8 protein-coding genes are annotated in these 13711 nt (G+C 31.8%); 1 reads left to right on the top strand and 7 read right to left on the bottom strand.

Annotation, left to right across the window (positions count from 1 at the left end):
• Positions 1-64 precede the first annotated feature (64 nt).
• The 4 genes from ACXAG4_RS04805 to ACXAG4_RS04790 form a co-directional block, all read right to left on the bottom strand.
• Positions 65-907 (bottom strand): alpha/beta hydrolase family protein, encoded by an 843-nt coding sequence (locus ACXAG4_RS04805; protein WP_475294935.1) that lies wholly within the window; start codon positions 905-907, stop codon positions 65-67.
• Positions 897-3674 (bottom strand): PD-(D/E)XK nuclease family protein, encoded by a 2778-nt coding sequence (locus ACXAG4_RS04800; RefSeq protein WP_475294934.1) that lies wholly within the window; start codon positions 3672-3674, stop codon positions 897-899. Before ACXAG4_RS04800 ends, ACXAG4_RS04805 begins: the two co-directional genes overlap by 11 nt.
• A gap of 68 nt (positions 3675-3742) precedes the next feature.
• The gene (locus tag ACXAG4_RS04795; protein ID WP_475294933.1) at positions 3743-5131 is read right to left on the bottom strand and encodes an OmpA family protein; all 1389 of its coding nucleotides are present in this window, start codon (positions 5129-5131) and stop codon (positions 3743-3745) included.
• 192 nt (positions 5132-5323) lie between these two features.
• A complete protein-coding gene (locus ACXAG4_RS04790) occupies positions 5324-8464 on the bottom strand; it encodes a UvrD-helicase domain-containing protein (RefSeq protein WP_475294932.1) in 3141 nt (1046 codons plus the stop codon).
• 127 nt (positions 8465-8591) lie between these two features.
• On the opposite strand from ACXAG4_RS04790, the gene ACXAG4_RS04785 reads away from it, so the two are divergent.
• Positions 8592-9200 carry a superoxide dismutase gene (locus tag ACXAG4_RS04785; RefSeq protein WP_475294931.1) on the top strand — a complete coding sequence of 203 codons (609 nt, stop codon included), beginning with the start codon at positions 8592-8594 and terminating at the stop codon, positions 9198-9200.
• Between the two features lie 723 nt (positions 9201-9923).
• Here the strand turns inward: ACXAG4_RS04785 and ACXAG4_RS04780 are convergent.
• The 3 genes from ACXAG4_RS04780 to ACXAG4_RS04770 all read right to left on the bottom strand — a co-directional run bounded on the left by ACXAG4_RS04780 (position 9924) and on the right by ACXAG4_RS04770 (position 13676).
• Positions 9924-11822: an amidophosphoribosyltransferase gene (locus ACXAG4_RS04780; RefSeq protein WP_475294930.1), complete on the bottom strand. Its 1899-nt coding sequence runs from the start codon at positions 11820-11822 to the stop codon at positions 9924-9926.
• Between the two features lie 108 nt (positions 11823-11930).
• Entirely contained in the window at positions 11931-12857 is a 927-nt protein-coding gene (locus tag ACXAG4_RS04775; RefSeq protein ID WP_475294929.1) for a PfkB family carbohydrate kinase, read from the bottom strand.
• A 177-nt stretch (positions 12858-13034) separates the two neighbouring features.
• Positions 13035-13676, bottom strand: coding sequence for a ribonuclease H1 domain-containing protein (locus ACXAG4_RS04770; protein WP_475294928.1), 642 nt, complete (start codon positions 13674-13676; stop codon positions 13035-13037).
• Positions 13677-13711 lie beyond the last annotated feature (35 nt).

Raw genomic sequence — 13711 nt, 5'->3', positions numbered from 1 at the left:
GTGTGCGTACACGCAAATATATAAAAATTAAAGTGTATATAATTTTTAGCGTGTTGAAAATTAGTTATTGCTTAATAAAATTAACCATTTTGGTTGCTGCTTCTTGTAATTGAAGAGGCATACTATTTTCTTGCCAAGGGTGGCTAGCGTTAAACACATGGTTGGCATTTTTAATAATTACCAAACTACTTTTTGGTTGCCATTTATGAAGATTTTTAGCTTCATCTATTAAAATACTCGTATCATTTTCACCATGAATAATTAAGTATGGTATTTTAAGATTTGAAACTGCTTTTTCAACGTTTAAACGTTCTTTATTATTAATGGTATCTAAATAAAACTGATAATAATGCGGCATTTTTTGTTTTGTACGCCCATTTATTACATACTTTACACCTGTTTTTTTCCAGTTTTCAATACCAGAATTGGTTACAGATCTAGCCAATAAATTAGAAACACCTGCTAAACTAATGGCTTTTTTAATTCTAGAATCTTCAAAAGCAGTTATAGAAATAATGGCACCACCACGGCTATGTCCTATTAAATTTATGTTATTAACATCACCAATTTTGTTTATGGTGTTGTTTTCAAAACACCAATTAATAACGTGTTGTAAATCATCTAACTCTTTTGTGTAGTTGTTATTTCCAAAGGCTTCTAAATCGGGGAAATCAATTGGTTGTTCAATAGTACCGCCATTATGTGAAAAGTTGAATTTTACAAAGCAAAATCCAGAACCGGCAAAAGATTCGGCCATTAAATTCCACGCACCCCAATCTTTAAAGCCTTTGTAGCCGTGACAAAAAATAACAATGGGTTTTGGGGTGTTATTATTTAAATAAGTAACATCTATAACAATAGGTTTATTTTGGCTTCCAGGAATTACAAAGTTGTGTTTAGTAATCATTAGTTGGTATTTCTTTTTCAGTAAAAGGTATATTTATGTTACAAATTTCTAAAATAAGATGTTTCAATTCTGCACTAAAGCTATTAATAGTGTCTTGGGTTATTAAATATTCTTTTGTTCTAGCGCTTGGTTTGTCTTTTTTAGCAAATTTTATAAAACCAACACTTAAATTTTTAAATGAAATAATACCAGCTTCAACAGGCAGATTAAGCAACCCCGATTGTTGCATCATTAAAGCATAAGTAAGCACCTGGAAACTTTTGCTGTACTTTTTATAATCTGTAGTGAGGTCTTCCCAATTAACAATTTCAACATCTCGTTGTTCTACTTTTCCGGTTTTGTAATCTATAATTCTTGTAGTGCCGTTGTAGTTATCTACCCTATCAACTTTTCCGGTAAGTTTTATTGGGAAATCTAATTCAGGCACATTAAAAACGGCATTATTATTAGCTTCAATTGCTATTATTTTTATGGTGTTACCAGCTTTAAGTTCTTTAATTTCAAAATTTAAAAAGTTTATAACATAACGTTTAGCAATTTCAAAAACAATAAGGTTTTTGCCCGTTGTAATATCACCTTCTTTGTAAACATCGTTAAAATGATGTTTTACGGTTTTGTTGATGCTTTTTTTTAAGTTTTCAATAATTTCAACCGTTAAAAATTGCCCTTCTAATGGTTTGTAAAAATCTTCTAAAGTATTGTGAACAACGGTACCAAGTGTGTTGGCGGCCACAGTTTCTTCAACATCAATAAATTCATCAATTTTTAAAACTTTTTGGTAATAAAAATCAATAGGGTTTCTAATATAATTGGTTAATGATGATGGCGAAAACCCTTTTTCTGCTACCTTTTTTAAGCTTGAAATAACATCATCATTTTTTTCAACAACTTGTAATTCCTTTTTAATAGCAGGCACTTTTGGTGCAATAATTTTATGATTTATATTGTGAATACCCTCGTGCTCAAGCTGGATTATAAAACGACTTTTTTCACCGCCTGTTAAAACATCAGCTTCTGTGTTATAAAGTATATATACGTTTTTTGCACGTTGTAATAATCTATAAAAATGATAGGTGTAAACGGCATCTTTTTCTTTGTATGTTGGTAGTTTGTTTTCAATTTTAACATCAAACGGAATAAAAGAATTGTTGCTTTTTCCTGATGGTAAAATACCCTCGTTTACGCCACTTATAATAACGGTTTCAAAATCTAAAACGCGTGATTCTAACATACCCATTACCTGTAAACCTTGTAAAGGTTCTCCTTGAAAATCTAAGGTTTCTGATGCTAAAAGTTCTTTGTAAACACTATGTAAAGCGGCCACATCTTTAATGTGTTTATAGGTGTTGTTTAGCCTTGTTAACTCATTAAATAATTGGTTAAAACGAAACAGATATTCTAACGGTAATAAGTTGGCGGTTTTATCTGTATCTAGATAATTTTTAATATTTAAAATAAGTTGTGAACAATTATTTAAAACCGTTTCAGTATTGTTGTTCCAATTGCTAAATAATATATCAATTATAGCACTTGATGTTTTAGCAACTTCTTTAAGCTTACGCACTGTTAAGTACACCAAATTATTTGTTTTTATGGTGTCTATTATTTTTGAGGCGTTGTTAGAATCTTCAGTATTAAATAAAGGCCATATAAACTGGTGCGAAATAACACTTGTAATGTCTTTGTAGTAAAAGGTATTTGGTGTTGTTTTGTGAATTCTAAAAAGTGTTTCAAAAAGTGTAGCTAAAGGAATTGATTTTAACGGAAACCCCATGGTTACATTTAGCGCCTCAATGTTTTCTGGCAAGGCATTTAGTGTTGGTATTAGTAAGTTTTCGTCTCCTAAAACAACTGCGGTATTTGTTAACGTTTTATGTTCCTTTTGTATGTTTTTTAGTAATGAACCAATATGTTTTGCTTGCCCTATACTTTTTGGAACCCCATATATGTTAATGTTTTTGTTTTTAGTGTAGTTATTTGTAATCCAATTAAAAGGATGGTTTTCAAAGTACGACCAGTTTTTTTTATGATGTCTTGTAAAAAGTGCTGCATCATGTTTTGGGTTATTAAAAAAGGTATTATCAATATCCCAATAAACTTTGGCTAAATTTGTTTTTAAAAGGGTTTGTATTATGGTTGTTTCGGCAGTATTTAAAGCATTAAAACCTAAAAATACATGTTTTGTATTTGGGTTGTTTTGTATGTAATTTTGCAAACTGGCTGTTGCTTCTCTGTAAATTAAACCTTGATAGCCTATATTTTTATCTAAAAGTCTTTTGGTAAAATGGGTGTAATATTCAGGCAGTTTATTCCAAAAGTTGAGATAGTTTTTTATAAAATCTGTTTGATTTTTTTCTAAAGACCAGTGGTTTTCTTCAATTTCTTTTATGGCCGCTAAATAATTAAATATTTTTTTCTGCGGAATAAGATACCTATCTATTTCATTAAAATCTTGAAGTAAAATTTGCGCCCATTTAGAAAAGGCATCAAAGCTATCTGTTTCTTTTTGAGGTGTTAATGCTTTGTAGGTGTTGTAAAATTCAAATAAAAACTCTGTATTACCAATGTTTTTTATTCCTGAAAGATCTTCAACAAAGGTTTCAATACTAAGTATTGTGGGTGCAAAAAAGTTTTGGTTATTAACTTTAGCCAGTTGGTGTTTTAAAAACAGGCCAGCCCTTTTACTTGGCAGTATAAAGGTAAGGTTTGAAATTGTTATGCTTTGACTTTGAAGGTCTTTTAAAACATCAAAAATAAAACTAGTCATTGCATAAAAATAAAAAACGCTTCGGGATTCCCGAAGCGTTTTTTGAAGTTATTTTAAGAATTAACTTATTACTTTACTAAGTTAATTTCAACTCTTCTGTTTTGAGCTCTACCAGATCTAGTTTTGTTAGAAGCGATAGGTTTAGACTCACCGTAACCTTTAGATGATAATCTGAATTGATCAACACCATGAGACGTTAAGTAATCTTTAACTGAAGCTGCTCTAGATTCAGATAAGTTTTGGTTTAATTTTTCGCTACCAACACTATCTGTGTGACCTTCAACTGTAAATTTAGCAGTTGGGTACTCATTGATAATTTTGATGATATCAGATAATACTTGCTCAGATTCAGATTTGATAGAAGATTTACCTGTATCAAATAAGATAGTTTTAGCGTACTCATTTAAAGTTTTTTGTACTTCAGCAGTAACTTCAGGACAACCGTTGTTAGCTACAGTACCTTTTACTTTAGGACATTTATCATCTTTGTCTAATACACCGTCACCATCAGTATCTGGCCATGGGCATCCTTTGTTTGCAGCAGGACCAGCAGTGTTAGGGCATTTATCATCAGCGTCAGTTACACCGTCACCATCAGCATCTGGACAACCAGCTAAAGCTTTTAAACCAGCAACTGATGGACATTTATCTTTGTTATCAGCAACACCGTCACCGTCAGAATCAGGACAACCGTTTAACTCAGCTGTACCAGCTTCGTTAGGACACTCATCTTTAGAATCTTCAATACCGTCACCATCAGTATCAGGACAGCCGTTAAATGCAGGTAAACCAGCAACTTCAGGACAAGCATCGTCTTTGTCATATATACCATCACCATCAGTATCAGTTCCGCCAAATCTAATAGAAAGACCAGCAGTATGTTGGAAATGTGTATCTAAATAATCTTCAAAAGCATGTTTGTAAGCAGTTTGAAGTGTGAAACCAATGTTATCGTTAAACCAAATGTTTAAACCAGCAGTACCGTTTAAAGTACCAGCACCAATTTCATCAATCCAAGTGTAACCACCACCAACACCTAAGTAAGGATCAATAGTAGTTCCTTCTAAGAAGTTGTATTTAATGGTACCATCTACACCGTAGTATGATAAATCATCTGCTGAAGCAGAATCAGAAGTTCCAGGAACTTCTCCCCATTTTTCAATTTTGTTTAAAGATCCAGCTACGCCAAATGAGAAACCATCTCCTACGTATTTAGATACGGAAATTGTAGATAAAGAAGGTAAAATGTTGTAGTTATCAGTATCTACTAATTTACCAAAAATTGAGTAAGAAGCTTCACCGTTTCCTGTAAATAATGCACCATCTCCAGAAGGGAAAGCGTCTACTGCATTTACACCAATGGTAATTTGCCATGGGTTGTTTTTGTCTTGTGCATCTGCATAGTTGTAACCAAGAACTAAAACAAATGCTAACAATAATCTGCTAAGATTTTTCATATTCAAAAGTTTAATTTTTAAGTGTTAATTGTAAACAAAAGTAAGTTGTTAAATGTTATTAACAAAGACAAATATATAAAAAAATACTACAAAAGCTCTGTTCATCGATAGTTCAGACTCATTTTAACTAAATTTAAAACATTTGTCTTGTGCTATAGACACGCTTGCTTTAATAAAGTCACATGTTTTTTGTTAAAAAATGGTGTTAATTTCTTTAATAGTTACCTTTTTATTAACATATACTAAAAGTTTGCGTGTTACCTTTAAATGCATGGGTTGTAGCGCATCTTGATAGTTTTGTAGTTGTTGTGCGTGTTTTGTGTGTTCTGCACCTGTTTTATAGTCTATAATTACTACGTTGTTATTATTTTTAATATTTAACCTGTCTGGTCTTAAAATAATGCCTTCTTTGGTTATAATATCTCTTTCATTGTAAACAGTATCATCTGAATTAAAATAACTAGCTAATAATGGATGGTTTACAATTTGTAAAACTGTTTTTTTAAGTGCTTGAGCTTGGTTATTATTTATTGTAGCGGTATCTAAAAAATTATTTATTACGTTATCAACATCATTAATAGTTTTTATTTGTGCCATTATATTGTGTACAAGGTTTCCTTTTTCAATGGCTTCTTGTTGTTTGGTGTCCCATAAAAAGCCAGATTTTGTTACTACCTTAATATTATGGGTTTCTTTTGCGGTAGAAATAAATTCGTTTTGAAAAATGGTATTATTGTTTTCATGTGTTTTGGTTGATGTTTTTTTTGCCTCACCAAAACTGTAGGTTAGTTGTGTATTATTCCATAATGCTTTTTGTTGTAAATAGTTTATAAATAACCCTGCGTATGTTTTAGTATTTACTTCGCCTTTACCATTTATGTCTTTTTTTGAAATAATATATAATTGTTCAACGGCACGTGTTTGGGCAACATATAAAAGGTTTAAATTATCTAATTCAAGTTCTGTTTGGTGTTTATTGTGTATTTGAAGGCCTTCTTCACCATAAAACTCAAAATTTTTGTTGTAATTTAATAGGGTGTGGTCAAAACCATTATAGGTATTCTTATTTATTTTAAACCATTCTTTAGGTTCTAAATCTTTATAAATATTTAAATCGGCAAAAGGAAAAATTACCACAGGAAACTCTAAACCTTTAGATTTATGAATGGTCATAATTTTTACGGCATTTTGCCCTTCAGGAGATATAATGCTTAGTTTATCTTTTTTCTTTTCAAAATAAGATATAAAAGCTAAGAGGTCAGATCCTTTTTTTTGTGAAAATTCTAAAACTATGTCTAAAAAATACTGTATGTAGGCGTTTGATGTTTGTGCCAAATTAAAACTTCTAACAATAGTTTCGGCTAAATCATATAAAGGTAATTGTAATACATTGGTGTTTATAAAAACATGATGTTTCTCAAGGCTTTTTAGTAGTTGTTTAAGGGTTAGTTTTAACTTATTGTTAAAAAAATCATGTTTATTTTCAATATTAAATAGTAATGTTAAATAATTTAATACGGCAACTTTTAATTGGTTGTTATTAGGTTGTGTTAAAAGTTTTAAAAAATTTACTATAAATATAATTTCGGGGGCATTGTTTAGTAATAAGGTTTCTGATGATACTATAGGTATTTTTTGTTCACTTAAGTAATTTGCAATGGCAACACCTTCTTTACCTTTTCTAACTAAAATACAAATATCACTTAGGTTAAACCCTTGTTTTAGGCATTTGTTTATTGTGTTAAGTGTGGTTTCACTGTAAAGCTCATTACGGTTATCATCTTTTTCAAAATCTAAAAAAGACATTTCAACATAGCCATTGTTTTCAATAGCAGTTTTTTGGGTGGCTTTTAAATAAAGTTTTTGGTGCGTTTTACTGGCAAAAAAATGTTTAGATAAATAAGTAAAAAAATTGTTGTTAAATGTTACAATTTCATAAAAACTACGGTAATTAGTTGGTAAGTTTTTAACGGTTTTTTCTATAAAAAACGGATTGTCATGGTTTATCAAGCCAATAAACTGTTCTGCTTTACCACCGCGCCACCTGTAAATAGCTTGTTTGGCATCGCCAACTAACATAGTGCTTCCGTTTTCGGCAGCTAAAGCGTTGCTTAAAAGTGGTGTTAAATTTTCCCATTGTTTAATTGATGTGTCTTGAAATTCATCAATAAAATAATGTTTAAATTTTTCGCCCAAGCGTTCATAAATAAAAGGTGTTGGCTGTTGCTTAATTTGAGTGCTTATTATGGCGTTAAATTCTGAAATAAGCATTTTGTTTTGCTCTGTTTTTAAAAAATATAACTCGTTGTTTATAGCATTTAAAACAGATAACGGTGTGATGTTTTTATAAAAGTTTTTTAAAAAATTTAAATGATGAACGCCTTGTTTGGTTTTGTTAAATACCGTTGCAATTTGTGGTTGTAAACCATCAATAGTAGTGGCAATGTCATTACTTACACGTTTTGGGTAAAGTGTGGTGTTTTCAATATCATTTTGCCATTTGGCTTCAAAAGCAACATTAAAATTTTTATGTGCTAATTTTTCAAGGTGTTTTGGTAAATATTTCCCGGTAAAATCTGAAAAATTTAAGTTAGCATCTTCAAAAACTTGCAACATGTTTTTTGCGGTTTCAGCAATAGCGTCTTCGGTATGCTTTAATTCGTTTTTTAAGTGTTTTTTTAAGACATTAAAATCTTCAAAAGTTTTGTTTTTTAAAGTTTGAATAAACGGAATATCATTTTCATTTACCAGTAGTTTGGCAATTTTATTAAAATCAAAACTCACATCCCAACTTTTATCATCATCAGCTTTTTCAATAGCAAAATCAATTAAAATTTTTGTGAGCTCATCATTGGTGCCTGCTTTAGCAATTAAGCTGTCAACAGCTTCAGTTAAAAGTGACGCTTGGTCAAGTTCAACTTCAAAATTTAAAGGTAGTTTTAAATCGTGCGCAAAAGTTCTAATTACTCTGTGTGTAAAACCATCAATGGTAGAGATATCAAAAGCAGCATAATTAAATAAAATAGCATTTAATATGTTTTTAGATTTATTGTGAACCTCATTTTTACTTAAATCTAATTCACTACAAATAGTAGTAAACATGCTATTAGGGTTTGTTAAAATAGCGCTATTAGAAAATTCTTTAAGCGTGCCAACAATACGTTCTTTCATTTCGGCCACCGCTTTATTTGTAAACGTTATAGCTAAAATGTTTTTAAATTTTTCGGGGTGGTTAGCTTTAAATAAAATTTTTAAATATTCTTTTACTAGCGTAAAGGTTTTACCGCTACCGGCCGAGGCGTTATAAATAGTAAACGTAGGGTTAAGGCTCATAAATACTAATTTGATTACAAGATAAAAACAAACAATGGTTTAATAACAATTTATTATTTTTAATTGAGGGCTTTTATGCGTAAATTTGAATAGAAATAAATTACTAAATAGAAAAAACAAAAACACTATGGCTTTTGAATTACCAGAATTAGGCTACGCTTATGATGCGTTAGAACCACATATGGATGCACGCACAATGGAAATACACCATACCAAGCACCACGCAGGATATACAAACAACCTAAACAATGCAATAGCAGGAACAGATTTAGAAGGAAAATCTATTGAAGATATTTTAACTAATTTAGATATGAGTAACGGTGCCGTTAGAAACAACGGTGGCGGTTTTTACAACCACTCACTTTTCTGGTCTGTTATGAACCCTGAAGATAAAGGATATTTATCAGGAGAATTAAAAGATGAAATAGAAGCAACCTTCGGATCAAAAGACGCATTTATTGAAGCCTTCAGTAAAGCAGCAGCAACACGTTTTGGTTCAGGTTGGGCATGGTTGTGTGTACACAAAGGAGGTAAATTAGAAATTTGCTCAACACCAAACCAAGATAACCCATTAATGCCAGAAGTTGGTTGCGGTGGCACACCAATTTTAGGATTAGATGTTTGGGAACACGCATACTATTTAAACTATCAAAACCGTCGTCCAGATTATATAAAAGCATTCTTTAATGTAGTAAACTGGAACGAAGTTGAAAAACGCTACGCAAACGCGAAGTAATATTAATTTTAAGTGTTATCAAAAAAGTCGTTTAGGATGCATATTCTAAACGATTTTTTTTGGGGCGTTACCCACAAGGGGTCGGGCTTTTCACTATATCTTTTTACGTTTTAATTCCAGCTAACGCAGCAATTAAAACATAAAAAGGATGCCGTTTCAATCCCTAACGCAAACAAAATTCAGAAGAAAAAAAATTCTACAAAATCACTTGGGTGTAAGTGTAGCAACCAATTTAGTATTGCATATAATTTAAAAAAGGAGTTAGCAAGAATGTAAAACAGAAAATTAAATTTTACAGGCATTAAAAATGAAAAAGGTGAACTAGAACGTTCACCTTTTTGCCCCAAATCTACCATAAACTTAACCTACTTATGTTATGGTGGTTCAAATGTAGCGGTGTTAAAAAGATTGGTAAAATATATTGGCTGAAATACTTATAAATTGGCTTAATAGAAGTAAAGCCCAAAAAGCGGTTAAACAGTCTGTTTTATAGTGTTTTGAAAGAAATTGCAGTCATTTATCAAATGTTATTGCATAAAAAAAGGCGAACGAGAGTTCACCTTTTTTTGCCCCAAATCTACCATGAACTTAACCTACTTATGTTATGGTGGTACCAATTTATGTGTATTTTAGATAATCAACTTATTTATTAGATGAATAGCATAAATATCAGTCAAAATACAATATATACGGTTTAACCGTAATATTTTATGAATATGTTAATTAATAAGCACGTTCTTTGTTGCCTTCATAAAAGTTAATAAAAGCCTTGTTAACCACTCTATTACCACCAACCGTGGGGTAATTTCCTGTAAAATACCAGTCGCCTAAATTCTTAGGGCAAGCTTTGTGTAAATTTTCAACCGGTTGGAAAATTATTTTAACTTCAGCCTTTATACTTTCATGGCTTAACAGCTCTGAAATTTTATTTGAAATTTGTTCATCTGTAAAAGGGCTGTAAATATTTTTCACAAAGTTTTTTACATCTTTATCATCTAAATCTTCTTGGGCTTTACATTTGTTGTAAACCTCTTCAATGGTGTTGTACGTGTTATTATCTTTATGAAGCGCTAAAGCGGCTCTAAAAGCTACTAAACTTTCAAGATTTGCCATGTCTATACCATAACAATCTGGGTAGCGAATTTGTGGTGCCGATGATACTACAATAATTTTCTTAGGATTTAACCTATCAAGCATTTTTAAAATACTTTTCTTTAGGGTTGTACCTCTTACAATACTATCATCAATAATAACTAAGTTATCATTAGGTTTTACAACACCATAGGTAATATCATAAACGTGTGCTACTAAATCATCTCTACTACTATCTTCGGTAATAAAAGTTCTAAGCTTTACATCTTTAATAGCTATTTTTTCAACTCTAATTCTTTCAGAAAGAATATTGGTTACTTCTTCAGCTGAAAGATTGCGTTGCCCGTTTAAAATGATATTAGTTTTGGCTTTGTTAAGTTCGTTTTCTGCTGTTTCAACCATACCGTAAAACGATGTTTCGGCAGTATTTGGTATATATGAAAAAACAGTGTTTTTAGTATCATTATTAATAGCCTCTAGTACTTTAGGCATTAAAAGTTTACCAAGTGTTTTACGTTCTTGGTAAATTTCGGCATCACTACCTCTAGAGAAGTAAATGCGCTCAAAAGAACAGGCTTTACGCTCAAGTGCTGGTAGAATTTCTTTAATTCTAACTTCGCCAGATTTTTTGGTAATTATGGCGTGCCCTGGGTCTAGTTCTTTAACGTCTTCAAACTTTACATTGAATACGGTTTGAATTACGGGTCTTTCAGAAGCTATAACAACAACTTCGTCATCTTTGTAATAATATGCTGGACGAATACCTGCCGGATCTCTTAAAACAAAGGCGTCTCCATGCCCAATAAGGCCTGCCATGGCATAGCCACCATCCCAATTTTTGGCGGCGCGTTTTAGTATTTTTGATACTTTTAAGCGTTCTGCAATTAGTGGAGATGCTTCGCGTTTATTGTAGCCTTCTTTTTTTAGGTCTTTGTAAATTTTACTAACAGCGTCATCTAAAAAATGACCTATTTTTTCCATTACCGTAATGGTGTCTGTATATTCTTTTGGATGTTGCCCAAGCTCAATTAAATTTGAAAAAAGCTCTTTAACATTGGTCATGTTAAAGTTACCGGCCATAATTAGGTTACGGTGCATCCAATTGTTTTGTCTTAAAAACGGGTGCACACTTTCAACACTATTTTTGCCAAAAGTACCATAACGTACGTGGCCTAATAAAACTTCGCCAATGTATGGTATATTCTTTTTTTGTGCCGCAACATCATCTAAATATTCTGGGTGTGTTGCAAACTCATTATTTATACGTTTGTTTATTTGAGCAAAAATATCTTGTATTGGTTGTGGCTCAATAGATCTTACTCGGCTAATATAACGCTCACCGGGTTTGGTGTTGAGTTTAATGCTTGCAAAACCAGCACCATCTTGACCGCGATTGTGTTGTTTTTCCATCATTAAGTACATTTTGTTTACGCCATAAAATGCACTTCCGTATTTTTCTTTGTAATATTCTAACGGTTTTAATAGCCTAATCATGGCTATGCCACATTCGTGTTTTAAAACATCACTCATTATAAAATTGCTTTCCTTTTTTTATTGTTTTTTTCAGAAGTTATAATTAATATGTTTTCTGAAATTTATTTTAAATTAAAAACGCGCCCAAATATTGAGCGCGATGTGTTATGATAATTCTATTTCAAACTGCGTTAATTGCTTAAATTGCAGTAATCGTTTGTGTACTTCTTCATTTGATACATTAACCATGCGTTCTGTTCCAAATTTTTCAACACAAAACGATGCCAATGTTGAGCCGTAAATAATAGCGTTTTTCATGTTTTCAAAAGAAAAATTGTTGGTTTTTACAAGATAACCCGCAAAACCGCCGGCAAAAGTATCACCAGCTCCTGTTGGATCAAACACTTCTTCTAAAGGTAATGCTGGTGCAAAAAATACGTTTTCATCATGAAATAATAATGCGCCATGTTCTCCTTTTTTGATAACCACGTATTTGGGGCCCATTTCATGAATTTTTCTGGCAGCAACAACCAAACTGTATTCACCAGTTAATTGTCTAGCTTCTTCATCATTAATAGTAATTACATCAACACGTTTTATTACGTTGTGTAAATCTTGTAATGCAGAATCCATCCAAAAATTCATGGTGTCTAAAATTACCAAGTCTGGTTTGCTAGTCATTTGGTCTAACACGCTAGATTGGACGATAGGATGTAAATTACCTAACATTACTACGTTAGCATTTTTGTAATCTTCAGGTACTACTGGATTAAAATCTGCTAAGGTATTTAGTTCTGTAACTAAAGTATCTCTAGAATTCATGTCGTTATGATAACGCCCACTCCAGAAAAACGTTTTACCTTCTTTAATAATTTCTACGCCTTGTAGGTTTATGTTTCTTTTAGATAATAAATCTAAATATTCTTGAGGAAAATCTCCGCCAACAACAGAAACGGCAGCGGTATCTACATTAAAATGTGAAGCAGCTAACCCTATAAATGTTGCGGCACCACCTAGAATTTTATCGGTTTTTCCAAATGGCGTTTCAATAGCATCAAAAGCTATGGTGCCAACAATAACTAATTTACTCATAAAATGAGGTATGATAATTTTGTGCAAATATAGGGCTTTTAAATGCGCAATCAATATAATTTTTTGTTGGGTGTGACTTATTAAAAAATGTGGTGTCTTATAATCAAATGCTATTATTAATTTAATTATAATTGAGGGGCTTGAGTTTACTTGAGCCCTTTGGTTTTTTTGGTGGTTTTACTTTCTGCCAAAATCAGCGGGTATTTCTCCCCATGCTTTGGTTTCCCATTTAACAATAACGGTATTGTAGGTGTTGGTTTTTAGCCAGTGTTCGGCTCTGTTTATTAAATCAAAAAGTGGTTTGTTTTTGGTATTAGGTTTTAGTTTAGTGTTGCATTTTTTCTTTGCAACCCAACTTATGGCAGTTCTAGAGTCGGTGTAAATAATTCTATTACTGTTGTTTTTTTGTAAAAATGCTAAACCGTGAACAATGGCTAAAAACTCACCAATGTTATTTGTGCCTTCTTCAAAAGGGCCTTGAATAAAAAGTTGTTTTTTGGTTTTAGTGTCAACACCGCGGTATTCCATTTTTCCTGGGTTGCCGCTTGAGGCAGCATCAACAGCTATAGAGTTGTAGTTTGGCTGTCCAATTTTTTTTAATTGGGCTTCAGTAAGTTCGCTTTTAAAACTTTTATTCTTGCCAACGTAATCAAAGTAATTACCCTTTAGTGCTTTTTTAGCTTCATCAAAAGTGGTGAAAGACTTGTATTGTGCGCCTTCAAAATTGTTTATTTGCGCTTTACAGTCGTTCCAAGACTCAAAAACACCAGTTTTATGGCCTTTCCATACGGTGTAATATTTCTTTTTTTTTGATGCCATTTTTATGTTATTCTGAATTTGTTTCAGAATCTTTT

It is taken from the genome of Seonamhaeicola sp. ABD4_175 (genome assembly GCF_056160885.1).
Note: the sequence above shows the minus strand (reverse complement) of the source record. Positions and strands in the feature narration are given on the sequence as shown.